This window comes from Pseudomonas sp. UYIF39 (assembly GCF_029963765.1).
In the GTDB taxonomy this organism is placed as follows: Bacteria; Pseudomonadota; Gammaproteobacteria; order Pseudomonadales; family Pseudomonadaceae; genus Aquipseudomonas.
The window spans coordinates 123,883-149,704 of the sequence record NZ_JALBYU010000006.1; the positions used below are offsets into that span (position 1 = coordinate 123,883).

Genomic DNA, 25,822 nt, shown 5'->3' on the forward strand with positions numbered 1-25,822 from the left:
TGATGCCGACTGATCTGGCCCCATCGTCGGAACGCCGCCCGGAGCAAGCTCGCTCCCACAGGGGATTTGCGGTGCTTTGGTGGTTAGCGGACAGCGACGGCCTGGGTAGTGGCGTCGGTGAAGTCGAAGACTTTTCCGCCCTGTGCCGTGGCGAATTGTTGGGCCTGGCCTTTGAGCAAAAACGCGCTGAGGCGCCCTTTCGCATCACTGGCAAACCACGCCTGATCCGCCAGCAACTTGATCCCGCTGTCGCTCGCCTGGGCATATACCGCGCGGATGTTTTTGCCTTCCTGCTTCAGGCTGGCCAACGCGGTGAACGCCGACTCCGCCGAGGCGTACTGCCGAACCTTCGGCTCACCCCGCACCCAGATCTCCGCCACATGGCTGAAATCGGTGATGGCTTTACCGCTCGACGCATCCACCGCCTTGAGCGGCGCCTGCCCGTAGTTGGCCAGTTACGCGGTGTAATCCAGGTTCGAGGCCTTGAATGCAGCGCGGATGTATTGGTCGTCGATGAAGGTATTGAGGTCCAACCCGCGATCAGCCTTCTTCAACAGCTTGAGGGTATCGATGGCGGTCCCGACGGCCTGACGGTATTCCGGCTTCCAGCTCAGGTCGCGGGTTTGCACGCCCAGTGGACCGTGGAACAGGTAATTGACCTCGGCATCGACGCCAGTGACCTTGGCGATCAACTCACTGTATTTCTCCGGCTCAGCCGCGAGTAACTGGTTGGCTTCAAGGCTTGCGCGCAGGTAAGCCACAACGATTTCCGGGTACTTTTTCGCATAGGCCCGATCCACCAGCGCACCGTGGAAGGTCGGCGCATTGGCCTGGGCGCCGTCATAAATCTTGCGAGCGAAACCACGGCTCGGGAACAGCTCAGCAAACGGTACGAAGTCGGCGTGGGCGTCGATCTTCCCGGCCTGCAAGGCCGAGCCGGCGACTTCCGGCGGTTGGGCGATGATGTTCACGTCTTTGAGCGGATCCCAACCTTGGGCCGCGACCGCCCGCAGCAACATGCCGTGCGCCGTCGAGGCGAACGGCACGGAAATGGTCTTGCCCTTGAGCTCGGCCAGGGACTGCACGCTCGAGGCGCTAGGCACCACGATGCCGTTGCCACTGCCCTTGATGCTGCCCGACAGCACGCTGATGAACAGGCTGTGCTTGCCCGCGGTTTCGAACGCCACACCGTTGAACGAACCGGGGAAATCGGCCATGGCGCCGAAGTCGAGTTTACCGGCGACCATCTCGTTGGTCAGGGGCGCGCCGCTGGTGAAGTTCTTCCACTCGACGTCGTACTTGGCGTCTTTGTAGGGGCCGTCGTGAGGCAGGTATTTGTCCAGCAAGCCCAACTCGCGAATCAACAGACCGCCGGCGGCGCAGTTGATCGTGGTGTCCTGGGTGCCGATGGCAATGCGGATGGTTTCGGCCGAAGCCGACAGGGTGAATGAAGCCAGTACCAGACTGGCGATTGCTGCACGCAATAACATGGTGAATCCCCTCGAATCATTTATAGGATGTTCGTCTCCGCCACGATCAGGGCGCGGTGGGAAACGAGGGGTGTTTGAATCAGGCGTCCGGTGGTGGCCGGATGGCTTTTTTGTTGTCAGGGCCGGCCTCATCGTCGGAACGCCGCCCGGAGCAAGCTCGCTCCCACAGGTTTCGTGGTGTAGGCAGGATTTGCGGCTGGCTTCGATCCACTGTGGGAGCGAGCTTGCTCCGGGCGGCGTTCCGACGATAGCGTCCTTTCAGATCAGCGCAGGAGGTACGGGATTTCGACTTTCACTGCGCCAGTCGGGCAGTCCTTTTCACACGGCATGCAGTACCAGCATTCGTCGAACGCCATGTAGGCTTTTTGCGTGGCCGGGTTGATCGCCAGCAGGTCCATCGGGCAAACGTCGACGCACACGGTGCAGCCTTTGTGGGCGATGCAAAGGTCCTCATCGACCGTGACGGGCGCGTTGGAGCGGAAGAAGATTTCCTGGGGTTGATAGGCCATTTCGCGGTCTCTCTTTTTGTGAGGCTCAGGCAGCAAAGGCACCGACCCGCAGCCGGTCGTAGGCCTGCATTTCATCGGCGTCCAGCGGGATGATGTAAGGCTCGACGGCTTTTTTGAAACTGGTCATCAGGCCGTTTTCATCCTTCTTCAGGTGGCAATGGCAGAACCAGTCGCTGTCGTTGCGTTGCGGGTGGTCGACCCGATAGTGGTAGAGACCCCAGCGACTTTCGGCGCGGAACAGCGAAGCGCGGGCGGCCATTTCGGCGCAGTCGCGAATCATGCTGACTTCCATGGCGCGCATCAGTTCGTGGGCGTTGTGGGCCTTGATCTGATCGAGATCGCGCTGAATATCGCTGAAGCGCTGCAAGCCGATTTGCATCTTCTTGGTCACTTTCGGCGGTTGCAGGTAATCGTTCACAAAACGTCGCAGCTTGTATTCGACCTGAGCCGGCGGCAGGCCGTGTTCGCGGTCCAGCGGTGCGTAGACCCGAGCCTTTTCCGTTTCGATCTGCTGGGCATCGACCGTCGAAAACTCACGTCCGGCGACAAAATCCGCCGCGTTGGTGCCGGCAAACCAGCCGTAGGTGAACGCGCCGAGCATGTAGTTGTGCGGCACCGCGGCCATGTCACCCGCCGAGTACAAACCCTTGACCGAGGTTTCCGCCTTCTCGTTGACCCACACGCCAGACGCCGAGTGACCGCTGCAAAAACCGATTTCCGAGATGTGCATCTCGACCATTTGCGTGCGGTAGTCGGTGCCGCGATTGGTGTGGAACTGGCCGCGACTCGGGCGTTCGTTGCTGTGCAGGATCTCTTCGATGTTCTGGATGGTTTCCTCGGCCAGGTGATCGAGTTTGAGGAACACCGGACCGTTGCCGCTTTCGAGCTCCTGGTGGAACTCCCACATCATCTGGCCGCTCCAGTAATCGCACTCGATAAAGCGTTCGCCCTTGTTGTTCGCGGTGTAGCCGCCCAACGGACCGGTGACGTAAGCGCAGGCTGGGCCGTTGTAATCCTTGATCAGAGGGTTGATCTGGAAGCATTCGAGGTTCGCCAGTTCAGCCCCGGCGTGATAAGCCATGGCGTAACCGTCGCCAGCATTGGTCGGGTTTTCGTAGGTGCCCATCAGGTAACCCGAGGACGGCAAACCCAGCCGTCCGGCGGCGCCGCAGCAGAGGATCACGGCTTTGGCCTTGATCACATGGAAGTCGGCGGTGCGGCAGTCAAAACCCATCACACCGTTGACCGCGCCCTCTTCGTCCATCAGCAAGCGTGTGCAGACCAACCGATTGGTGATGCTGACCCGCGCCCGTTTCAACTGGCGATACAGGACTTTTTTGATGTCGTGTCCTTCCGGCATCGGCAGCACGTAGGCGCCCATGTGGTGGACCTTTTTCACCGCGTAGTCGCCGGTCTCGTCCTTCTCGAACTTCACGCCCCAGCGATCCAGCTGCTCGATGGTTTCGAAGCTGTGGGTCGCGTAGGCATACACCGCTGCCTGATTGACGATGCCGTCATTGGCGATGGTGATTTCCTTGGTGTATTGCTCGGGCGTCGAGTGACCGGGAATGATCGCGTTGTTCAGGCCGTCCATGCCCATGCTGATCGCCCCGCTGCGTTTGACGTTGGCCTTGTCGATCAGCAGCACGCGCAAATCGCGATTGCGTTCCTTGGCCTTGATCGCCGCCATCGGTCCTGCGGTGCCACCGCCAATCACGACGATGTCGTATTCCTGTTCGAGCGTCTTTCTAGTCATTGAGCCGTGAGTCATGCCTGCGCCCCTTTTTGCCGGTCGATCCGCAGACGGTACTGGAAGGCATCGCCGCGGTAGTAAAGGTGTTCGAAGTCCACGGGTTTGCCGCTGGCATCGTGGGTCAGGCGCTCGATGCGCATGATCGGCGAGCCGGGCTCGACGTTCAGCGCCTGGGTCAGGTCGCTGTCGGCCAGCACCGCGTCGATGGCCAGATCGGCATGACCGAGGGCCAGGCCGCAATCGTTTTCCAGGATCAGGAAAATGTCGCGAGTGACCAGATCGGCCTTCTCCAGGCGCTCGCCGATGGCCTTGGGCAGGTAGGTGATCTCCAGGGAAATCGGCTCGCGGTTGATCAGCCGCACGCGTTTGATCTGCGCCACCGTCTCGCCTTCGGCGACGTGCAAGCGCTCGGCAACGAGTTTGTCGGCGGGAATGAATTTGAAACTGCGCAGGCGGTTGATCACCTCGTAGCCGCGACCGGTCATGGACTCGGCGAGGCCTTGCAGGGTGCTGACGTTCTGGAAGGTTTTCGGCTTGGCGACGAAGGTGCCCTTGCCGTGGATCTTGAAGATCAGCCCTTCTTTCTGCAGATCCCCCAAGGCCTGGCGCACGGTGATGCGGCTGACTTTGAACAGCGCGCCGAGTTCGCTTTCGGAAGGCATCTGGCTGTCTTGCGGGTATTCGCCGTCGAGGATGCGGGCGCGCAGCACATCCCGTAGTTGGGTGTGCAGCGGAACACTGCTCAGGGATAGAACGTTATCAGTCATGAAGATCACTTGTTATAACGAGTTATGACGTGATCTTAAAGTTCTAATGGGAGGCTTGAGAAATACTGTTTGGGCATAAGGCTAGATGCGTGAATTAGCGAGCGAGGATCTGGTCCATCACCCAATCGGTTTTCAGTGCCTGTTCAGCCACGGCCGGATGCTGCGCCTCACCCCGAATGTGCGCGTTCATGCCCAGCACGTGATGCCACTGGATGTGCTCGTGATTATCGATGTGCAGGCTGAGGTTTTCATCGGCTTCAAGCTGAACCGGATGTTCATCGAATACGGAAAAGCTGATCCGGCCTTTGCTGCCGATCAGTTCGACCCGATCTTCGCGTCGGTCCGCGACGAAATTCCAGCAACCCATGCCCAGGGCGCCCGAAGCAAACCGCCAACTGGCGCTGACGGCATCCTCGGCGGCATACAAACCGGCCTGGTGCGCCGTAAACCCTGCGACTTCGACGATGTCACCCAGCAGGTACTGGAACAGGTCAAAGCCATGACTGGCCAGGTCGGCGAAATAACCACCGCCAGCAATGGCCGGGTCGGTGCGCCAGTTATCTGTACCGCCAAGATCGGTCGGAGATGGGGCTTTGGTCAGGGTCCAGGTCAGGTGCCGGACCTCGCCGATCCGCCCTTCTTCCAGCCATTGCCGCACCTGCTGGAAGCGTGGCAGCGAACGCCGGTAGTAGGAAACAAACAGGTGCAGCCCGGCATCGGCAAAGACCTTTTGCATCTCACGGCTTTGCCCGGCATTCAACGACATCGGCTTTTCGACGCAGCAATGTTTGCCGGCGGCGGCCACCCTCAAAGCGTACGCGTGATGACTGTCAGGTGGCGTGGCGATGTATACCGCGTCGACCTCGGGATCATTGATCAGCGCGTCGACGTCGGTGTAGACCCGAGCGATGCCGTGGCGCGCGGCGTAATCCGTCACCGCCTCCAGACGCCGGCCCATCACCGCCACCAACGCCGAGCCAGGCGCCTTGTAGAAGGCCGGCCCGCTCTTGCGTTCGGCGACGCTGCCACACCCGATCATGCCCCAGCGCACCACGCTCATACTCACTCCCTGATGTTTAGCCGATGCGCAGTGCGCGCAGGTCCAGATGACCGTCCTTGAGCGGCGGGCACCAGTAGTAACCGCCGGTGATCGGCCGGCTGATGCGGTACAAACCGTCGGTGATGCCATCTTCCAGACCGCTCATGCGGCGCAGTTGGGCTTCGAAGGCGTCGAGGGAGAAACCGAAGGCCAGGAACATCAGGCCGGCGCGATCGCCTTCGATCCAGGGCATGGAACGGCGCACCACGAAGGCCTCAGGGGCAAAACTTTCCTGGGCGGTGCGTTTGACGTGAGCGGAGATCGGCGCGTCGTCCAGCTCTTCGTTGTCGCTCAAACGACGGCCCATGATGTTGTCCTTCTCATGGGACGGCATCGCGTGGAAGCCCTTCAGGTCGTGCTGCCACTGCTGGATCGCGGCGAAACTGCCGCCGACCATTCCGTTAGTGCCGTCACTCACCAGCGCAGCGGCAACGGCGGCTTCGTCGTGAGGGTTTTCGGTGCCATCTTCGTAACCGGTCAGGTCGTGGCCGGTGAGGTGGCGGAAGGTTTCGTTCATCTGCACCAGGCGCAGGGCCGGAGCCAGTGCGGCTTCGATGGCGTTGCTGCGATTGAGCAATTCGCCACGGTCGACACCGTGCAACCAGCACCAGAGCGCGTGCTGGGTCGACGGGTTATCGACGCCGACACCGGTCAACGCTGGAAAGGCGCGCAGGCCTTCGATTTGCCCTTTGAGGGCCTTGACCAGGGATTCACCGAAACCGACCACTGCCGACTTCCCGTCCACCAGTCCCTTTAGATTCTCCAGCGCGGCCGGCAATGCAGCGGCGGATTCGAGTGCGAAGAACATATGACGGGCTTGAGGCGGAACTGGGGTGGCGAGAATGCCCGGCTGGTAGTAACTCATATGAACTCCTTCAGAAAGAGCGCGAAGTTTAACCGCAGCATCGGCCGTTGTGTGTTTTCAGGTCAAAAGATCGCGGGATCATGAGATCGGCACTTAAAAAGTCGTGCCAATAAGGCGTATAACCTTTGAAGTGAATCTGAACGGCAAGCCGCCAGCGCATGGCTTACATCACATGGAGTAGCGACATGACCACAGCACATATCCTCGGCAACCTGTTTCCCGACGCCACCGACATCCCGGAAAAATACCGTCTCGACGGCCAGACCGAGCAGCGTGAATACCTTGTCGACGGCGAACTGAAAACCTGGTCCGGGCCCCTCGCCCAGGTCCGCAGCCCGGTGTACCTGACCGGCGAAAATGGCGACGAACAAGTGATCCTCGGCAGCACGCCTCTGCTCGATGCCGACACCGCGTTGACCGCCCTCGACGCCGCCGTCCGTGCCTATGACCGGGGTCAGGGCCTATGGCCGACGATGCGGGTGGCAGAACGCATCCAGCACGTCGAAGCCTTCCTCGCACGCATGCGTGAACAGCGCGAAGCCGTGGTCAAGTTGCTGATGTGGGAAATAGGCAAGAACCTCAAGGACTCGGAGAAAGAGTTCGACCGCACCTGCGACTACATCGTCGACACCATCAACGCGCTGAAGGAGCTCGACCGCCGCTCCAGTCGCTTCGAACTGGAACAGGACACCCTCGGCCAGATCCGCCGCGTACCGCTGGGTGTGGCGTTGTGCATGGGACCTTACAACTACCCGCTGAACGAAACCTTCACCACGCTGATTCCGGCGCTGATCATGGGCAATACCGTGGTATTCAAACCGGCCAAGCTCGGTGTGCTGCTGATTCGTCCGTTGCTGGAAGCGTTCCGCGACAGCTTCCCGGCCGGGGTGATCAACGTGATCTACGGCAGCGGCCGCGAGACCGTCAGCGCGCTGATGGCCAGCGGCAAGATCGACATCTTCGCGTTTATCGGCACCAACAAAGCCGCCAGCGACCTGAAAAAACTGCATCCAAAACCGCACCGCTTGCGCGCGGCGTTGGGCCTGGACGCGAAAAACCCCGGCATCGTGCTGCCTGAGGTAGATCTGGACAACGCGGTCAGCGAAGCGCTTACCGGCTCGCTGTCGTTCAATGGCCAGCGATGCACCGCGCTGAAAATCCTCTTCGTCCATGAAGACGTGGTCGAGGCGTTCATCGAGAAATTCAACGCCAAACTCGCCAACCTCAAACCCGGCATGCCGTGGGACAGCGGCGTGGCGCTGACGCCGTTGCCGGAAGCGAGCAAGGTCGATTACCTGCACTCATTGGTGGCGGATGCCGTGAGCAAAGGCGCCACCGTGGTGAACCCCAATGGCGGTGAAGCCCGCGCTTCATTCTTCTACCCTGCCGTGCTGTACCCGGTGACGCCGCAGATGCGCGTCTATCAGGAAGAACAGTTCGGCCCGGTCGTGCCGATCGTGCCTTACCGGCATCTGGACACGGTGATCGATTACGTCCTGGAATCGGACTTCGGCCAGCAGCTGAGTATCTTCGGCACCAACCCGGTAGCCGTCGGCCGGCTGGTGGACACCTTCGCCAACCAGGTCGGCCGGATCAACCTCAACGCCCAGTGCCAGCGCGGCCCGGACACCTTCCCGTTCAACGGCCGCAAGAACTCCGCCGAAGGCACGCTGTCGGTGCATGATGCGTTGCGGGTGTTTTCGATTCGCACGCTTGTGGCAACCAAGTTCCAGGAAACCAACAAAGAACTCATCAGCGAGATCATCAGCGGACGCAGTTCGAGTTTCCTGACCACCGATTACATCTTCTGAGGAGACCGAGTCTGAGTACATTCAGAGACAGCCGACTACCACCGCTAATGCGCCGACTGCTGCGTCCGTTGCTGGACCCGTATCGGCGCTATCGCCACGCCAGAGTGATCCACGCGGTGCGTGTGTCGCTGGGATTGCTGGCAACGATCCTGCTGACCACCGGCATCCATCTGCCCCACGGTGAGTGGGCGTCGGTGACGATGCTGGTGGTGATCGGCGGCTTGCAGCATCACGGCAACATCGGCAAAAAAGCCGCCGAACGCGCCATCGGCACCTTGATCGGAGCCGGCGTCGGCTTGCTGCTGGTGGCGCAACAGGCGTGGCTGGGGATGCCGTGGCTGACCTATTTCGCGATGGCCGTGGTCTGCGGGTTCTTCTCGTACCACGCCATCGGCAAGGGCGGTTACACCGCGTTGCTCTCGGCGATTACCGTGTTTATCGTCGCGGGACATGGCGACAATCCGATCACCGACGGGTTGTGGCGTGGGGTGGACATCCTGATCGGCATCGCCTTGGCCCTGGCATTTTCTTTCGCCTTGCCGCTCTACGCGGTTTATTCCTGGCGCTACAACCTGGCAGATGCCTTGCGCGACTGCGCGACGATCTATGGGCGCATCATCAATGGCCAATCGGTCACTGATGACGAACACCATAAACTGGTGGGCCGCCTGAACACGGTGATGGTGCAACTGCGCTCGTTGATGCCGTCGGTGTCCAAGGAAGTGCGGATCTCCATGACCGAACTCGATGCTATCCAGCGCCATCTGCGGATGTGTGTCAGCACCCTGGAAATCCTCAGCAACACCCGACCTGACGCCAGTGACCCCGATGCCATGGCCCATCTGCAATCGACCTTGAAAGCCGAACATCGGCTGATTCGGGTGCAACTGATCGGTATGGCCCGAGCACTGAAATCCGGTGCGTCCCAGCGGCTCAGTCGGCCCGTCGAATTGCCGTCGGATTCAAGCCTGACCGCACCGGTTTACAATCCGCTGGACGGCTACCGGTTATTGGTCCGGCAATTAGCCGCCAACATCGGCGAGATGCGCCAGCGCTTGGCCAAGACGGCACCGCGCTGGAACATCTGACGTTTCTTGATGGTTTACTGCGTCGTCACCGTCCGACGAAGCTTAAGGCTCCAGCCCTGTTGCATGCCGGCAGCGGCCAACAGAATTGCGGCGACACCGACCCATTGCAGCGGCTCCAGGCGATGGCCGAAGGCGAACCAGTCAACGAAAATCGCTGCAATCGGATAAATGAACGACAGCGCACCGGTCAATGCCGTCGGCAGTTTTTGAATGGCGCCGTAGAGCAACACGTACATCACTCCGGTGTGGACAATGCCCAGGGTGACCAGACTAGCCCACGCGCTCGGCGCTTGCGGCAGCGCCGAAAAGTGCGCGAATGGCGCGAGTAACAGCACGCCGGTGGTGACCTGGACCAACGCGATCAGATGCGGCGGTGTGCCGGTCAGGCGTTTGATGATCAACGCGGCAATCGCGTAAAGGAATGCCGCCCCCAGCGCCAGAGCGATGCCTATCAGGTAATCATTGCCGCTCTCGCCCTGCCCGCCATGTGCACTGACAATCGCCAGCATCCCGAGAAACGAAATGCCCAGCCAGAACAGTTTCTGCAGGGTGATTTTCTCGTTGAGGAACAACGCGGCCAACCCCACCAGCATGAACGGCTGAACGTTGTAAACCGCTGTGCCTATGGCAATCGAGGCGCGGGAGTAAGAAGCGAACAACAGCACCCAGTTGCCGACAATCGCCACGCCGCTCAGCACGGCCAGCAAGAACGTGGTGCGGGTCAGAATGCCGGGGCGCAGGAAGCCGAATGCCGCGCAGATCAGCAACAACGTGCCGGCGCCGAACACACAGCGCCAGAACACTACGTCCAGCACCGGTTGCCCGGACACCAGCACGAACCAGCCGATGGTCCCGGAAATCAGCATGGCGGCGGTCATTTCGAATGACCCGTGACGTATTGTTTTGTCCATCATCAGACTCCTGTGTTTGAGCACAAAGTATGCCAATCCGCCGAGGGGCTACTCCAGCGCAAAAAGCAGGCTAAACTCGCTTTCTGCCTTTTTTATCAAGGCGGTTTGAATTAACTGCCTAATAGGAGATTCGCCATGACCGACGATATCGACCAAGTGCTGATTACGGCTGGAAGACTCACGCCGCTCGCTCAAGGCTCTGGCGCAGATCAGCGGCCTGTCTTCGCCCAGCGTCGCCGAGCGTTTGCGCCGCCTCGAAGAGCGTGGCGTGCTCAAGGGTTACACCGTCGAGATCGACCCCAAATGCTTCGGCTATCAACTACAAGCCATCGTCCGTATTCGCCCGCTGCCAGGCCAGTTGCAGGAAGTAGAGCGGCAGATCCAGGCCATCCCGGAGTTCACGGAGTGCGACAAAGTCACCGGCGACGACTGTTTCATCGCCCGCCTGCACGTGCGTTCGATGGAACAACTGGACACCCTGCTCGACCGTCTAAACACCCACGCCGAAACCAACACTGCAATCGTCAAGAAAACCCCGGTCAAGCGTCGCTTGCCACCGATGGCGTGACCCTTTACTCAGATCGCAGGCAAGAAAAAACCCGCCGAAGCGGGTTTTTTCCTCAAGGCTGACGATTAGTCATCGCGGCTCATGATGCCGAACAGCTGCAACAAGCTGATGAACAGGTTGTAGATCGATACATACAGGCTGATGGTCGCCATGATGTAGTTGCGCTCGCCGCCGTGAATGATGGCGCTGGTCTGGAACAGAATGCAGACCGAGGAAAACAGCACGAAACCTGCGCTGATCGCCAGTTGCAGACCACTGATCTGGAAGAACAGGCTCGCCAGCGTCGCACCCAGCAGCACGAAGAACCCAGCGGTGATGAAACCACCCAGGAAGCTCATGTCCTTGCGGGTAATCAGCACGTAGGCCGACAGACCGCCGAATACCAGCGCAGTCATCGCAAACGCGGAACTGACCACTTCAGCGCCGCCCTGCATGCCCAGGTAACGATTGAGGATCGGGCCGAGCAGGAACCCCATGAAACCGGTCAGGGCAAATGCCGACACCAGGCCCCAGGCCGAATCACGGAGTTTGTTGGTGAGGAAGAAAAGGCCGTAGAAACCGATCAGCACCACGAAAACGTTCGGGTAGCCGACACGCATCTGCTGAGCGACAAACGCCATCACGCCGCTGAATGCGAGGGTGAGAGCGAGTAAGCCGTAAGTGTTGCGCAGGACGCGGCTAACCTCTAGCTGCTCAGCCTGCACGCTGTTATTAACTGCGTAATCCTGTTCGCGCATGGCGACACTCCTGTTGGTTTGAAACGTTCAGTCGCAAAGATCATAACAGACGCTCTGTAACAAGCTATGCAGAGAGTTTGACAGTGTGTTTCATTCAGGTATTATGGCGCCCGCAACGCAAACGGAGGTGTGGCCGAGTGGTTTAAGGCAACGGTCTTGAAAACCGTCGACTGTAACAGGTCCATGAGTTCGAATCCCATCGCCTCCGCCATATTTGTACCGACAAAGCCCTGATTATTCAGGGCTTTGTCGTTTCTGCGGTACGCAATTCTTGTAGCGCCATTTCCGAATCGTTTCCGCATCTTTTCAGTCATTTCCGCAACCCTACCCTTCTGACTCCACCGCGCCCCGCTCAAGTCATTTGCTAAAAGCAAAATGTGTTGGGGTATTGGGCCGGGCTCGACAGACAGCTTCGGCCGAAGTAGCTAGTCACGTACGGCAGCTTTCGACCGATTCTGTTGAAAAAGTAGCTCCCTTGTCGGGCTTGCGGCAAAATTGCTTCAACGGCCGGCGGGGGATTACACAGCATGATGGGGCAGTTATCGAGTGGGCAGGATCGACTGTTTTACTCGTTCAACCTTGAAGATCACATCCCAGCCAATCACCTTCTGCGCAGCATTGATCAATGTCTCGATCTGAGCGACCTGCGCCAGTACCTCGCCGATTTCTATAGCCCGATTGGGCGTCCCTCGATTGATCCTGAACTGATGATCCGCATGCTGATCGTGGGCTATTGCTACGGCATTCGCTCCGAGCGGCGGTTGTGCGAAGAGGCCCATTTGAACCTGGCGTATCGCTGGTTCTGCCGGTTGAGCCTTGAAGATGAAGTCCCCAGCCACTCGACCTTCTCCAAAAATCGACACGGCCGTTTTCGGGACAGTGATCTGTTTCGCTGGTTGTTTAATGAAGTGCTACGTCGCTGCATGGACGCCGGCCTGGTCAAGGGGAAGGCTTTGCCGTGGACGCCAGCATTATCAAAGCGGATGCGAGTCGGCAGCGCGGCGTACCGGGTGATGAACCGGTCAACTGGAGCGATCCGGCCCTGAGCACCCGCGCCGTGCGTGAGTACCTTGAAGCCCTCGATGAAGAGGCTTTGGCTGAAACGCTACCGAAGCGCCTGTCGCTGACGGATCCTCAAGCCCGTTGGACCGCTGCTCCAGGCGGCCCAGCTTTCTACGCTTACTCTACGAATTATCTGATCGATACCGAGCACGGCGTGATCATGGATGTGGAACCCACACCGGCTCATCGAACCGCAGAAGTCGAGAGCACCAAGACAATGTCGATCGGGTCGAAGCGCAGTTCGACATCAAGCCAGAGCGCCTCATTGGCGACACCGCTTACGGTACAGCGCCGATGCTGGCCTGGATGGTGGAGGAAAAAGACATCGAACCGCATGCGCCGGTGTGGGACAAAACCGAGCGCAAGAACGACAGTTTATCGAGCACCGATTTCCACTGGAATGAAGAAGCTGAGGAATATCGCTGCCCAGCCGGCAAAGCATTGCGCAGCGAATGGCGAGCCTTCAAAAACGAGCGTTCGCATGTCACAAAAGCCAACACCATCCTCTTCCGATCCAGACAGACCGACTGCGCGACATGTCCGATGAAAGCCAAGTGCTGCCCGAACACATCCATTCGCAAGATCGCTCGCAGCGTCCATGAAGCCGCTCGTGATGTGGCTCGACGCATCGCAGCAACGCCGGAGTACGTGCGCTCTCGCCACGAACGCAAGAAGGTCGAAATGTTGTTTGCCCACCTCAAACGCATCCTGAAACTGGATCGCTTGCGACTACGGGGCATGAGTGGTGCGGCCGACGAATTCACGCTGGCCGCCGCAGTGCTGAACCTGCGACGGCTGGCCAAATTTACCTCTCAAGGGCCACCGGTCACGGGATAGCTACACCTGCACTAAGCAAAAAACCTCAAACCAACCCAATAACAGAGCAGCAAAGGTCAACGAAGAGCCGAGAAACCACTCAACGTGGTGAGTAGGTTCTCCGGTGGTGGTCGTGCCTGAGTTCAAGCGAACTGAAAATCCGACTTTTTCAACAGAATCGACCCAAAGCTGACGGTGGCGACAGGCAGAATCCGGCCAAGACTTGGATCGGATCGAGCGGGGTGAATGTGTTGCAGGTGCTGTGCGAACTGCTGGATCTGGTAGATCAAATGAACACGGCGATCGCCAGCCATAAGCATGGTGCGACACCGCCACCTGACAATGCGGGGGAATTTACGACCCACGCGGCCACGGCCTTGGGGCTTGCAGGAAAAGTCAAACCGATTACCGGTTAGCATTTAATAATTTTATTTGGATACGTATATAACAATCTCAGCGCCAACTTTGTAGGCTGAGATTGTTCTATTTGAAACCGGCGACTATCGGCTAAGAAGCAAGGTTTTGCTGTTGAATATCGCCGGCCATGGTGCTATCTACGTTAACTGTAATCCTTAAACGTTTTATCCTGGTACTCACCACTGACTGGGTTAAATACCTTGTCTGGTGTTTGTACAGGTCCCGCCGCCCCCGATCCTGTATGACCTCCTTCAATAGAGTCGATTTGATCAATTCGGACTTCATGCGTTCTGTTGGCATAGGTAGTGGACTCAAGAAAAGCTACTCCACTCGCCACATCTACACGTGTCAACTTTCCCTGCAAGCACTGCTGGCTAGTCGCACCTGGAAATTGGCCCCAAATTCGAAGATATGTGCCGATAGGGGTAGCAACTAGATCATCTGCAAAAGTACTCATTCTGGTTCCCTCAGAATATTGATGACGTACAGCTGCTCATCAATATAGTCAGTTAACCAATAAAGCTTATATTGCTTTCAATGACGCTATATAGTGTTTTGTTGTAAGTGATATTCCGTGCGCGAAATCATCGTAATGCGGGTCCTGGGCGGGGCAGAAGCACAACGTCACGGTGGGCAAGAAAGGCGATCAGGTGTGGCAACACAGCGAGGCCGCCCAGCTGCGATTTCCTTGATCTCGTCGAACAAATGAATATACAACTGGCGAGTCATACCCATGGTCCAACACCCCACCAGGGAATGCGGCAGCGTTCACAACGGCCGCAGCACGCGCGAAAGTAATACTTGGCAGCGCAGCCACTGCCTCGATTTCAAACAACATGCCATCCAGCCAATCTGTTGCATCGACCGGTTGAATCCACAGCCGTTTCCGGCCTTTGGCCAACGGCAGCTTGGGGTCGATTCTGTTGAAAAAGTCCGAGCGGATTGACTCAACCTACACTGAGTTTGAAAAGCGTCCGATTTACGCGTTGGGCCCCATCAAAAGTTAGCCGGCGTATTCGCACTAATAATCTCCGCCTCATCCGCCCCAATATTCCGAAACCGATGCGGCAGCGTCGTCGGAAAGTAATACCCATCCCCGGCATTCAGCACACTAATCTGCCCATCAACAGTCAATTCAACCGTGCCACGAGTGACGAGCCCACACTCCTCCCCTTCCGAATGCACAATCGGCTCTTCCCCCGAACTCGCCCCAGGCGCGTACTGCTCGCGCAACAAGCGCATCTGCCGGCTCGGCACCGAAGCGCCAATCAGCAGCAACCGCAACCCATGACGCCCAAGATCCGGCTGTTCATTGGCGCGGAACACGTATTGATGCTCACGCGGCGGCTGATCAAAGGTAAAGAAGTCCGCCAAAGACATAGGAATGCCTTCGAGCAGTTTTTTCAGGGAGCTGACGGAGGGACTGACGCGATTTTGTTCGATCAGGGAGATGGTGGCATTGGTGACGCCGCTACGCCGGGCCAGCTCGCGCTGGGACAGTTTGTAGCTTTCGCGTACTAGTTTGAGTCGTGAGCCCGTGTCCATGACAGCCTTATGCGAAGAATACTTAAGGGTTATGGGGGTGGATGGCGGGCGACTTTTGGCCGCGAAGATACCGCTTCCCTGTCCCGGAAATTTGAAAGGCGGGTATTAAATCACGTTTGGTGGTGTTGCTCAGCAGGTTCGATAAATGGTTGGGTAAAAAGGTTGTTTTGGCCTGAAGTCGGGTGGTTTGGTTGTGCAAACTGTGGATGCCATTGCTGTGTGTCAGTTGGGATTGATAGTGACTGGTATGGCCTCATCGCGAGCAAGCTCGCTCCCACAGTTTGTTCCTCGTCGTATACACATTTTGTGTATGCCAAAGATCTCTGTGGGAGTGAGCCTGCTCGCGATGGTGGTGTGCCAGTCGATATCAATATTGACTGTGCGGCCGTCTTCGCCAGCAAGCTTGGCTCCTACAGGGATTGCGGTGGGGTTAGATGCCGAAACGATCCCGCAGCGCGTAGTACGCGGCGCCCATGGCGGTGAGTGGGGCCTGGAAGGTGCGGCCGCCGAGCATGGGCATGTGCGGTAGAGAGGCGAAAGCATCGAAGCGTTCGGCGTCGCCGCGGATCATTTCCGAGATCAGTTTGCCGGCCAGGTGCGAGCAGGTGACGCCGTGGCCGCTGTAGCCTTGCATGTAGTAGGCGTTTTTTTCGATGCGGCCGAATTGCGGCATGCGTGACATGGTCAGCAGGAAGTTGCCGGTCCAGCGGTAGTCGATTTTCACGTCCTTCAGTTGCGGGAAGGTTTTGAGGATTTTCGGCTTGATCAGTTGCTCGATGTCGTCCGGTTCGCGGGCACCGTAGACCACGCCGCCGCCGTACAGTAAGCGGTTGTCAGCGGTGAGGCGGTAGTAGTCGAGCAGGTAGTTGCAGTCTTCGACGCAGTAGTTGTTTTTGATCAGGCTGCGCGCAACCTTTTCGGACAACGGTTCGGTGACGACGATTTGCGAGCCGCACGGCATGCTTTTGCGCGTGACTCGGTTGTCGAGGTCTTGCGGCAGGTAGGCATTGCCGGCAATCAGCAGGTACTTGGCGCGGACCACGCCTTTGGCGGTGCGCACGGTGATCGGTTCGCCGTAGGTGATTTCCACTGCGGCGGATTGTTCGTAGATTTTGCCGCCCAGGCCGATGATGGCCGAGGCTTCGCCAAGGGCCAGGTTCAGCGGGTGGATGTGGCCGCCCTGCATGTCGAGCAGGCCGCCGACGTAGTTGTCGCAACCGACTTCGCGCTTGATATCAGCCGCGTCGAGCATTTTCAGGTTCTTGTTGCCGTAGCGTTCCCAGCTGCTTTTCTGCTCGGCCAGGCCTTTGAGCTGCTTTTTGTTCAGCGCAGCGAAGATGCCGCCCGGCTTGTAGTCGCACTGGATGTCGTAGTGTTGTATGCGCTGACGGATGATGTCGGCGCCTTCAAAGATCATGCTGCCGAGGACTTCAGCGGTTTTGTCGCCGTAGCGTTCTTCGATGACGTCGACGTCGCGGCTGTAGGAGTTGACCAGTTGGCCACCGTTGCGACCGCTGGCGCCGAAACCGACTTTGGCGGCTTCGAGTACGGTGACGCTGTAGCCCGCTTCCGCGAGGAACAGGGCCGAGGACAAACCGGTGTAGCCGGCGCCGATCACGCAGACGTCGCAGTCCACCGCTTGTTCGAGCACCGGAAAGTCGCCGGTGAAGTTGCGGGTGGCGGCGTAGTAGCTGTTTACATGCTTTTGATTAACAGAGCTGTGTTTCATAGGTTTCTCCGATGGCCGCTGGCACCTGCCGGCGACCGTCGCTTTTTTTATAGGTGTTAGAGCTTGATCCAGGTCGCTTTGAGTTCGGTGTATTTGTCGAACGCATGCAGCGATTTGTCCCGACCGTTACCCGACTGCTTGTACCCGCCGAACGGCGCGGTCATGTCGCCGCCGTCGTACTGGTTGACCCAGACGCTGCCGGCGCGCAAACCGCGCGCGAAGGTATGAGCCTTGCTGAGGTTGCTGGTCCACACACCTGCGGCCAGGCCGAAGATGCTGTCGTTGGCGATGGCCAGCGCTTCTTCCTCGGTGTCGAAGGTGATCAGCGACAGCACCGGGCCGAAGATTTCTTCCCGGGCGATGGTCATGGCGTTGGTCACGCCGTCGAAAATCGCCGGTTCCACGTACAGGCCACCGGTGGCTTCGAGGGTGCGGCTGCCGCCGGCGATCAGTTGCGCGCCCTGGTCTTTGCCGACCTGGATGTAGCGCAGCACGTTGTCCAGTTGACGCTGATCGACGACCGCGCCGACGGTGGTTTCCGGGTCCAAAGCGTGCCCTGGTTTCCAGGCTTGCAGCGCTTCCACCAGCAGCGGAATGAACTGCTCGCGGATCGAACGCTCCACCAGCAAGCGTGAACCGGCGGTGCAGACTTCGCCCTGGTTGAAGGCAATCGCACCGGCCGCCGCTTGTGCTGCCGCGCGCAAATCCGGCGCGTCGGCGAACACCACGTTCGGGCTCTTCCCCCCTGCTTCGAGCCAGACGCGTTTCATGTTGCTTTGGCCGGAATAGATCAGCAGTTGTTTGGCAATCGCGGTCGAGCCGGTGAAGGCCAACACGTCGACGTCCATGTGCAACGCCAGTGCCTTGCCGACGGTGTGACCGTAGCCCGGCAGGACGTTGAACACGCCTTTCGGGATGCCGGCATCCAGCGCCAATTGCGCGATGCGGATGGCGGTCAGTGGCGACTTTTCCGAAGGCTTGAGGATGAACGAGTTGCCGGCCGCGAGGGCTGGGGCGAACTTCCAGCTGGCCATGATCAGCGGGAAGTTCCACGGCACGATGGCGGCGACAACACCGGCAGGTTCGCGGGTGATGAGGCCGAGTTGATCGTGCGGCGTGGCGGCGACTTCGTCGTAGATCTTATCGATGGCTTCGGCGCTCCAGCGGATCGCGTTGGCGGTCGCTGGAATGTCGATGTTCATCGAGTCGTTGATCGGTTTGCCCATGTCGAGGGTTTCGAGCAGGGCGAGTTCCTCCTGGTTGGCCAGGATGAGATCGGCGAAGCGGATCAGGATGCGCTTGCGTTCAGCAGGTGCCAACCGCGCCCAGATGCCGGATTCGAAGGTGCGGCGTGCAACGGCCACCGCCGCATTGGCGTCGGCTTCGTCGGTGCTGGCGACGTTCGCCAGGAAGCGGCCGTCGACCGGGCTCATGCATTCAAAGGTGTCGCCGCTGAGTGCCGGGCAGTATTGGCCGTCGATGAATGCGCGGCCTTCGAGTGTTAAGGACTGGAAGCGTTGTTCCCAGTCGCTGCGAGTGTTTGTCATGGTTGTGACTCGACGCAGAGGAATAAGTAGTGGAACTGCAATCCCCTGTGGGAGCGAGCCTGCTCGCGAAAGCGGTGTATCAGACAACATCAATGTTGACTGTGCCGCCGCCTTCGCGAGCAGGCTCGCTCCCACAGTTGATCGGATTTTCAGCCTGGATCCGGTGTTACCCGTCAAACCGTGTGCAAGTACCAGTTGTACTCAAGGTCCGAGATGGAGTTTTCGAACTCGGCCAGCTCGCTTTCCTTGCACGCCACGAACACGTCGATGTACAGCGGGTCGATGTAGCGCGACATGACTTCGCTGTCGTCCAGTTCGCGCAGTGCATCGCGCAGGTTGTTCGGCAGGCTCTGCTCGTTCTGCTCGTAGCTGTTGCCTTCCACCGGGGCGCCCGGCTCGATTTCATTGGTCAGGCCGTGGTGAATACCGGCCAGGACCGACGCCATCAGCAAGTACGGGTTAGCGTCGGCGCCGGCTACACGATGCTCGATGCGCACGGAGTCCGGCGAACCGGTCGGCACACGCACTGCAACGGTACGGTTGTCGATGCCCCAGCTCGGCGAGTTCGGCACATAGAACTGCGCGCCGAAACGACGGTACGAGTTGACGTTCGGGCAGAGGAACGCCATCTGCGCCGGCAGGGTCTCGAGCACACCGCCGATCGCGTGACGCAGTGCGGCGTTCTGCTCGGGATCCTCGCTGGCGAAGATGTTGTTGCCTTCTTTGTCGAGAATCGAAATGTGCACGTGCAAACCGTTGCCCGCTTGGCCCGGATACGGCTTGGCCATAAACGTGGTGTCCATCTCGTGGTCATAGGCGATGTTTTTCACCAGACGCTTGAGCAACACCGCGTAGTCGCAGGCCTTGATCGGGTCATTGACGTGATGCAGGTTCACTTCGAATTGCGCCGGGGCGCTTTCCTTGACGATGGCGTCGGCAGGGATGCCCTGCTCTTTCGCGCCTTCGAGGATGTCTTGCAGGCAATCGACGTATTCGTCCAGGTCGTCGATCAAGTACACCTGAGTCGACATCGGACGCTTGCCCGAAACCGGCGAGCGTGGCGATTGCGGACGACCGTTCACGTTGTCCTGGTCGATCAGATAGAACTCGAGTTCGAACGCGGCGCAAATGGTCAGGCCCATGTCATCGAACTTGCTCACAACCTGACGCAGCACTTCGCGAGGGTCAGCGAAGAACGGCTGGCCTTCGAGTTCGTGCATGGTCATTAACAGTTGCGCGGTCGGGCGCTTCTGCCAAGGCTCGATGCTGAGCGTATCTGGGATGGGAAAGCAGATTCGGTCTGAGTCACCGATGTCCAGACCCAGGCCGGTGCTTTCCACCGTAGAACCGTTGATGTCCAGGGCAAACAGTGACGCCGGGAGGTTAATGCCTTTTTCGTAAACCTTATGAAGACTGGTGCGTTCGATGCGCTTGCCGCGCACCACACCGTTCATATCCGCAATCAGAAGGTCGACGTACAAAACCTCAGGATATTTCTTAAGGAATGCGTTTGCTTCGTTGAGTTGAACGGTACGCAGAGGGACCGACATGATGCACCTATTAGCTGTTAATTATTATGTTCACTACCTTGTTGCGAGCTCAGTCAACCCGAACGGCAAAGTGAAGTCAATAGCGAACACTTGGCCTCTCAACCTTTATTTTCTGGCCTTTCTTGGGCACGAGAGTGCCAGATCAGTCTTGCGCACCGCGTAAACCCTGAAGATCGGACGTACGGCGTTTAGAATTTTTTACATGAGAGTTGTTAATTAAAATCAACAAGGCTAAGCTCCGGAAAAGCTCGTTCAAGTGTGAAACTTCGAGGTGATAAAAATGGCACTCAAGCCATTGATCGGCGTTACTGCGTGCGTCAAACAGATTGGCCTGCACCCCTACCATGTCAGCGGCGACAAGTACTTGCGTGCTGTCAGCGTCGCGGCTTTGGGGCTGCCGGTCGTCATTCCTTCTTTAGGCGATCTGACCGAAATCGATGACCTGCTCGCGCAGCTCGACGGTCTGCTGCTGACCGGCTCACCCTCGAATGTGGAACCCTTCCACTATCAAGGCCCCGACAGCGCCCCCGGCACGGATCACGATCCGCAACGGGACGCCACCACCCTTCCCTTATTGCGTGCGGCCATTGCGGCGGGCGTTCCGGTGCTCGGCATCTGCCGGGGCTTTCAGGAAATGAACGTGGCGTTCGGTGGCAGCCTGCATCAGAAGGTCCACGAACTCCCGGGCATGCTTGATCACCGAGAAGCGAATCATCCGGACCTGGCGGTGCAATACGCACCGGCACATGCGGTCAACGTGCGACCGGGCGGTGTGTTCGAGGCGCTGGATTTGCCGCCGGTGTTCCAGGTCAATTCGATTCACAGCCAGGGCATCGACCGACTGGCGCCCGGCCTGCGTGCGGAAGCCGTCGCGCCGGATGGGCTGATCGAAGCGATCTCGGTGGAACACAGCCCGACCTTTGCCGTCGGTGTGCAATGGCACCCGGAATGGCAGGTGCTTTCGAATCCGCCCTACTTGAGTATTTTCCAGGCGTTCGGTGATGCATGCCGGCGACGGGCGGCGCTACGTAACAAGCGCTGACTTAACACTCGATATTCAATTTACTGCCCCCGTGAGTCAGGCGGGCGTGCCTTTGCGCGCCGGTCCCTCACGACAACAACAAACGCGATAACAACAAGTACCACCAGGCAGCCAGGACGGCGGCGCCGAATAAGCCCGCTCAGTGCTGGCTTGCAATCAACTATTAAGTCAGGCCGCGTTGGCCCGACGACTGAAACCTGTTGGGAGTTTCACATGGCAAACGCCTCCAGCATTTACAGGAAGGCTCTTGAAGGTCACCAGTCACCGAAAAAGGTGCTGGTGAAAATCGACCGCGTCACCAAGAAATTCGACGAAACCACCGCGGTGGACGATGTCTCGCTTGAGATCCATCAAGGGGAAATCTTCGCCCTGCTCGGCGGTTCCGGCTCCGGTAAATCGACCCTGCTGCGCATGCTTGCAGGTTTCGAGCGCCCGACCGAAGGCCGGATTTTGCTCGACGGTGTCGACATCACCGACATGCCGCCGTACGAACGGCCGATCAACATGATGTTCCAGTCCTACGCGCTGTTCCCGCACATGACGGTGGCGCAGAACATCGCCTTCGGCCTGAAGCAGGATCGTCTGTCTGCCAGCGAAATCGACGCCCGCGTTGAAGAGATGCTGCGCCTGGTGCACATGACCCAGTACGCCAAGCGCAAACCCCATCAGTTGTCCGGCGGTCAGCGTCAGCGTGTGGCACTGGCTCGCTCCCTGGCCAAACGCCCGAAGCTGTTGCTGCTCGACGAACCGATGGGTGCGCTGGATAAGAAGCTGCGTTCGCAGATGCAACTGGAGTTGGTGGAGATCATCGAGCGCGTCGGCGTGACCTGCGTGATGGTGACCCACGACCAGGAAGAGGCCATGACCATGGCCCAACGCATCGCGATCATGCACCTGGGCTGGATCGCGCAGATCGGCAGTCCGGTGGACATCTATGAAGCGCCGGTCAGCCGCATGGTCTGCGAATTCATCGGCAACGTGAACGCCTTTGACGGCACGGTTGTGGAAGACCTTGAAGGTCACGCAATCATTCACAGCCCGGACCTGGAGCAGAAGATTTACGTCGGTCACGGCGTCAGCACCTCGGTGCAGGACAAGTCGATCACCTACGCCATCCGCCCGGAAAAACTGCTGGTCAGCACCACCAAACCCGATACCCGCTACAACTGGTCCAGCGGCAAGGTGCATGACATCGCGTACCTCGGCGGCCACTCGGTATTTTACGTGGAACTGCCTGGCGGCAAGGTTGTGCAGTCGTTCATGGCCAACGCCGAACGCCGTGGTTCACGTCCGACCTGGGACGACAAAGTCTACGTGTGGTGGGAAGACGATAGCGGCGTGGTGCTGCGCTCATGAAAACACTCAATCAGCAGTTTATGCGGCTGATGCCGAGTGGTCGAAAGCTCGTCATCGGGATTCCTTTCCTGTGGCTGTTCCTGTTCTTCATGCTGCCGTTCTTCCTGGTGATGAAGATCAGTTTCTCGGAAGCGGCCCTGGCCATTCCTCCTTACTCAGAGATCTACACCTTCGCCGAGCAGAAATTCCAGCTGCTGCTGAACCTTGGTAACTACTCATTGCTGACCCAGGATGAGTTGTACATCTCGGCTTACTTCGGCTCGTTGAAGGTCGCGTTTTTAAGCACGCTGATGTGCCTGGGGATCGGTTTTCCGATGGCCTACGCGATCACCAAAGCGAGCAAGGAAACACAAAACGTTCTGCTGCTGTTGATCATGATGCCGACCTGGACCGCGATCCTGATCCGCGTTTATGCGTGGATGGGCATCCTCAGCAACAACGGTCTACTCAACGCGTTCCTGATGTGGACCGGGCTGACCGATCACCCGATCGAGATCCTCAACACCAACACGGCCGTGTATATAGGCGTGGTTTACGCCTACTTGCCGTTCATGGTGTTGCCGTTGTACGCCAACCTGGTCAAGCACGATCAAAGTCTGCTGGAAGCCGCTTCGGACCTGGGGTCGAGCAACTTCAACAACTTCTGGAAAATCACCGTGCCGCTGGCCAAGAACGGCATCATCGCCGGTTGCATGCTGGTGTTCATTCCGGTGGTGGGTGAGTTCGTGATTCCGGAGCTGTTGGGTGGCCCAGAGACCCTGATGATCGGTCGCGTGCTGTGGCAAGAGTTCTTCAATAACCGCGACTGGCCGGTGGCGTCTGCCCTGGCGGTGGTGATGCTGTTGATCCTGATTGTGCCGATTCTGCTGTTCAACCGCAGCCAGGCCAAAGAGATGGAGGCACGGGGATGAAACGCTTCGGATTTTCAAAGTTCATGCTGATTTTCGGCCTGTCGTTTATCTACCTGCCGATGTTGATTCTGGTGATCTACTCGTTCAACGCCTCCAAACTGGTGACGGTATGGGGCGGCTGGTCGTTCAAGTGGTACGCCGGCCTGCTCGATAACTCGCAACTGATGGGCTCGGTGGTGCGCTCGCTGGAAATCGCCTGCTACACCGCGATTGCTGCCGTAGCGCTGGGGACGTTGGCAGCATTCGTGCTGACTCGCGTCACTCGCTTCAAGGGCCGCACCCTGTTCGGTGGTTTGGTGACGGCGCCGTTGGTAATGCCGGAAGTGATCACCGGTCTATCGCTGTTGCTGCTGTTCGTGGCGATGGCGCAGTTGATCGGTTGGCCGCAGGAACGCGGTCTGGTGACGATCTGGATCGCGCACACCACGTTCTGTGCGGCGTATGTGGCGGTGGTGGTCTCGGCGCGCTTGCGTGAGCTGGACCTGTCCATCGAAGAAGCGGCCATGGACCTCGGGGCGAAGCCGTTCAAGGTGTTTTTCTTGATCACCATTCCGATGATCGCGCCGTCACTGGCGGCCGGCGGCATGATGTCGTTTGCCCTGTCGCTGGATGACCTGGTGCTGGCGAGTTTCGTGTCCGGCCCGGGTTCGACGACCCTGCCGATGGAAGTGTTCTCGGCGGTACGACTGGGCGTGAAGCCTGAGATCAATGCCGTGGCCAGCCTGATTCTGTTGGCGGTGTCGATTGTGACCTTCATGGTCTGGTTCTTCAGCCGCCGCGCTGAAGCGACCCGTAAACGTGCGATCCAGGAAGCGATGGACCAGACCGCCAGCGAATCCTGGCAGCAACCTAAAAAGCAAATGGTAGAAGCGACGGCCTAGTGCCATTGCTGATGGGTTAAGTGAGCACAAACCCTGTGGAGTAAACCCAGAACCTGTGGCGAGGGGATTTATCCCCGTTCGGCTGCGCAGCAGTCGTCAACCCAGTGAATGCGGTGTACACGATACTCCGCGGTTGCAGGTTTTGGGGCTGCTTCGCAGCCCAACGGGGATAAATCCCCTCACCACAGGTTTTGTGTTTACTGCATAGGTTTTGTGTTCACTGCATTTTTGCTGTGTGTTTTTGAATAAAAAAGAATGGAGTTGTACCGATGAAAATGTTTGGCAGGACTCTGCTGACACTGTCCTTATTGGGCGCAATGGCTACTGGCGCCCAGGCCAATGACAAGGTACTGCGCGTCTACAACTGGTCGGATTACATCGCCCCGGACACCGTCAAAAAGTTCGAAGACGAGACCGGCATCCGCGTGACCTACGATGTGTTCGACAGCAATGAAACCCTTGAAGCACGGCTGCTCGCCGGCAAATCCGGCTACGACATCGTCGTGCCGTCCAACAGTTTCCTGGCCAAGCAGATCAAGGCGGGCGTCTATCAGGAACTGGACAAATCCAAGCTGCCGAACTGGAAGAACCTCAACCCGGTCCTGCTGAAAAATGCTTCCGCCAGCGACCCGGATAACGGCCACGCCTTCCCGTACATGTGGGGCTCCATCGGCATCGGCTTCAACCCGGACAAGGTCAAGGAAGTGCTCGGCAGCAATGCACCGACCAACTCCTGGGACTTGCTGTTCAAACCGGAAAACGCTGAAAAACTGAAAGCCTGCGGCATCAGTTTCCTTGATTCGCCTACGGAAATGCTCCCGGCTGCCCTGCACTATCTGGGCTATCCGGTGAACTCCCAGGACAAAGATCAGATCGCTGAAGCTGAAGCCTTGTTCATGAAGATTCGCCCTTCGGTGGCGTACTTCCATTCGTCGAAATACATCTCGGACCTGGCCAACGGCAACATCTGCGTGGCGGTCGGTTACTCCGGCGACGTGCTGCAAGCCAAGGCGCGCGCCCAGGAAGCTGGCGATAAGGTGAAGGTCGATTACAGCATTCCCAAGGAAGGCGCGGGCAGTTTCTACGACATGGTCGCGATTCCTCGGGACGCAGCGAACGTCGAGAACGCTTACCTGTTCATGAACTTCCTGATGCGCCCGGACATCATCGCCGAGATCACCAACAACATCGGCTACAGCAACGCCAACTCGGCGGCCACGCCTTTGGTGGATGAAGCGATTCGCGATGATCCGGGCTCGTATCCGCCGCAGGAGGTGATGGCGACGTTGTATGCGATTCCGGACATGCCGATTGGCGTTCAGCGGGTGATGACCCGCGGGTGGACGCGGGTGAAACTCGGTAAGTAAT

20 protein-coding genes, 1 tRNA gene and 4 pseudogenes are annotated in these 25,822 nt (G+C 58.6%); 12 read left to right on the forward strand and 13 right to left on the reverse strand.

Annotation, left to right across the window (positions count from 1 at the left end; all coding sequences use genetic code 11):
- Positions 1-83: 83 nt before the first annotated feature.
- The 6 genes and pseudogenes from MO767_RS10310 to MO767_RS10335 form a co-directional block, all read right to left on the reverse strand.
- Positions 84-1,490, reverse strand: a pseudogene (locus tag MO767_RS10310) (ABC transporter substrate-binding protein).
- Positions 1,491-1,753: 263 nt separating this feature from the next.
- Positions 1,754-1,999, reverse strand: coding sequence for a ferredoxin family protein (locus tag MO767_RS10315; protein WP_007946457.1), 246 nt, complete (start codon positions 1,997-1,999; stop codon positions 1,754-1,756).
- Between the two features lie 25 nt (positions 2,000-2,024).
- On the reverse strand, positions 2,025-3,755 hold the full coding sequence (locus MO767_RS10320) for a fumarate reductase/succinate dehydrogenase flavoprotein subunit (RefSeq protein ID WP_282480386.1): 1,731 nt from the start codon (positions 3,753-3,755) through the stop codon (positions 2,025-2,027).
- 11 nt (positions 3,756-3,766) lie between these two features.
- Positions 3,767-4,519 carry a GntR family transcriptional regulator gene (locus tag MO767_RS10325; protein ID WP_282480387.1) on the reverse strand — a complete coding sequence of 251 codons (753 nt, stop codon included), beginning with the start codon at positions 4,517-4,519 and terminating at the stop codon, positions 3,767-3,769.
- Between the two features lie 94 nt (positions 4,520-4,613).
- A complete protein-coding gene (locus MO767_RS10330; RefSeq protein WP_282480388.1) occupies positions 4,614-5,579 on the reverse strand; it encodes a Gfo/Idh/MocA family oxidoreductase in 966 nt (321 codons plus the stop codon).
- A gap of 16 nt (positions 5,580-5,595) precedes the next feature.
- Positions 5,596-6,483 (reverse strand): Dyp-type peroxidase, encoded by an 888-nt coding sequence (locus tag MO767_RS10335; protein WP_282480389.1) that lies wholly within the window; start codon positions 6,481-6,483, stop codon positions 5,596-5,598.
- A gap of 185 nt (positions 6,484-6,668) precedes the next feature.
- Here MO767_RS10335 and MO767_RS10340 point away from each other — a divergent pair, with 185 nt between their 5' ends.
- Together MO767_RS10340 and MO767_RS10345 are read left to right on the forward strand one after the other, a co-directional pair.
- Positions 6,669-8,294 (forward strand): NADP-dependent glyceraldehyde-3-phosphate dehydrogenase, encoded by a 1,626-nt coding sequence (locus tag MO767_RS10340; protein WP_282480390.1) that lies wholly within the window; start codon positions 6,669-6,671, stop codon positions 8,292-8,294.
- A 47-nt stretch (positions 8,295-8,341) separates the two neighbouring features.
- Complete coding sequence (locus MO767_RS10345) at positions 8,342-9,382, forward strand: FUSC family protein (protein WP_282480391.1); 1,041 nt, start codon at positions 8,342-8,344, stop codon at positions 9,380-9,382.
- Between the two features lie 14 nt (positions 9,383-9,396).
- Here MO767_RS10345 and MO767_RS10350 read toward each other — a convergent pair whose 3' ends face one another.
- The gene (locus MO767_RS10350) at positions 9,397-10,293 is read right to left on the reverse strand and encodes a DMT family transporter (protein WP_282480392.1); all 897 of its coding nucleotides are present in this window, start codon (positions 10,291-10,293) and stop codon (positions 9,397-9,399) included.
- Positions 10,294-10,428: 135 nt separating this feature from the next.
- On the opposite strand from MO767_RS10350, the pseudogene MO767_RS10355 reads away from it, so the two are divergent.
- Positions 10,429-10,861 (forward strand): annotated as a pseudogene (locus MO767_RS10355) (Lrp/AsnC family transcriptional regulator).
- Between the two features lie 65 nt (positions 10,862-10,926).
- On the opposite strand, the gene MO767_RS10360 reads toward MO767_RS10355, so the two are convergent.
- Complete coding sequence (locus MO767_RS10360; RefSeq protein ID WP_008155030.1) at positions 10,927-11,598, reverse strand: Bax inhibitor-1/YccA family protein; 672 nt, start codon at positions 11,596-11,598, stop codon at positions 10,927-10,929.
- 123 nt (positions 11,599-11,721) lie between these two features.
- Between MO767_RS10360 and MO767_RS10365 the strand changes: the two genes are divergently transcribed.
- The 3 genes and pseudogenes from MO767_RS10365 to MO767_RS10375 all read left to right on the forward strand — a co-directional run bounded on the left by MO767_RS10365 (position 11,722) and on the right by MO767_RS10375 (position 13,892).
- Positions 11,722-11,809 (forward strand) — tRNA-Ser (locus MO767_RS10365).
- A 316-nt stretch (positions 11,810-12,125) separates the two neighbouring features.
- Positions 12,126-13,497 (forward strand): annotated as a pseudogene (locus MO767_RS10370) (IS1182 family transposase).
- A gap of 221 nt (positions 13,498-13,718) precedes the next feature.
- Positions 13,719-13,892, forward strand: coding sequence for a hypothetical protein (locus MO767_RS10375; RefSeq protein ID WP_349016917.1), 174 nt, complete (start codon positions 13,719-13,721; stop codon positions 13,890-13,892).
- A gap of 143 nt (positions 13,893-14,035) precedes the next feature.
- On the opposite strand, the gene MO767_RS10380 is transcribed toward MO767_RS10375, so the two are convergent.
- Positions 14,036-14,350, reverse strand: coding sequence for a hypothetical protein (locus tag MO767_RS10380; protein ID WP_282480393.1), 315 nt, complete (start codon positions 14,348-14,350; stop codon positions 14,036-14,038).
- 221 nt (positions 14,351-14,571) lie between these two features.
- Here MO767_RS10380 and MO767_RS10385 point away from each other — a divergent pair.
- Positions 14,572-14,765: pseudogene (locus tag MO767_RS10385) on the forward strand (hypothetical protein); the annotation flags it as partial.
- 124 nt (positions 14,766-14,889) lie between these two features.
- On the opposite strand, the gene MO767_RS10390 reads toward MO767_RS10385, so the two are convergent.
- The 4 genes from MO767_RS10390 to MO767_RS10405 form a co-directional block, all read right to left on the reverse strand.
- On the reverse strand, positions 14,890-15,438 hold the full coding sequence (locus MO767_RS10390; RefSeq protein WP_007895886.1) for a cupin domain-containing protein: 549 nt from the start codon (positions 15,436-15,438) through the stop codon (positions 14,890-14,892).
- Positions 15,439-15,868: 430 nt separating this feature from the next.
- The gene (locus MO767_RS10395; RefSeq protein WP_282480394.1) at positions 15,869-17,167 is read right to left on the reverse strand and encodes an FAD-binding oxidoreductase; all 1,299 of its coding nucleotides are present in this window, start codon (positions 17,165-17,167) and stop codon (positions 15,869-15,871) included.
- Positions 17,168-17,223: 56 nt separating this feature from the next.
- Positions 17,224-18,714: an aldehyde dehydrogenase gene (locus tag MO767_RS10400; RefSeq protein WP_282480395.1), complete on the reverse strand. Its 1,491-nt coding sequence runs from the start codon at positions 18,712-18,714 to the stop codon at positions 17,224-17,226.
- A 173-nt stretch (positions 18,715-18,887) separates the two neighbouring features.
- A complete protein-coding gene (locus MO767_RS10405) occupies positions 18,888-20,264 on the reverse strand; it encodes a glutamine synthetase family protein (protein ID WP_282480396.1) in 1,377 nt (458 codons plus the stop codon).
- A gap of 280 nt (positions 20,265-20,544) precedes the next feature.
- Here MO767_RS10405 and MO767_RS10410 point away from each other — a divergent pair, with 280 nt between their 5' ends.
- From MO767_RS10410 to MO767_RS10430, 5 genes are all read left to right on the forward strand, one after another.
- Positions 20,545-21,306 (forward strand): gamma-glutamyl-gamma-aminobutyrate hydrolase family protein, encoded by a 762-nt coding sequence (locus MO767_RS10410; protein ID WP_282480397.1) that lies wholly within the window; start codon positions 20,545-20,547, stop codon positions 21,304-21,306.
- 213 nt (positions 21,307-21,519) lie between these two features.
- Entirely contained in the window at positions 21,520-22,662 is a 1,143-nt protein-coding gene (gene potA / locus MO767_RS10415) for a polyamine ABC transporter ATP-binding protein (RefSeq protein WP_056745152.1), read from the forward strand.
- A gap of 29 nt (positions 22,663-22,691) precedes the next feature.
- Positions 22,692-23,573, forward strand: a complete 882-nt coding sequence (locus tag MO767_RS10420) for an ABC transporter permease subunit (RefSeq protein WP_282480528.1) — start codon at positions 22,692-22,694, stop codon at positions 23,571-23,573.
- Positions 23,570-24,454: an ABC transporter permease subunit gene (locus MO767_RS10425; protein WP_282480398.1), complete on the forward strand. Its 885-nt coding sequence runs from the start codon at positions 23,570-23,572 to the stop codon at positions 24,452-24,454. Before MO767_RS10420 ends, MO767_RS10425 begins: the two co-directional genes overlap by 4 nt.
- Positions 24,455-24,723: 269 nt before the next feature.
- Complete coding sequence (locus MO767_RS10430; RefSeq protein ID WP_282480399.1) at positions 24,724-25,821, forward strand: polyamine ABC transporter substrate-binding protein; 1,098 nt, start codon at positions 24,724-24,726, stop codon at positions 25,819-25,821.
- The last annotated feature ends 1 nt before the right edge of the window (position 25,822 follow it).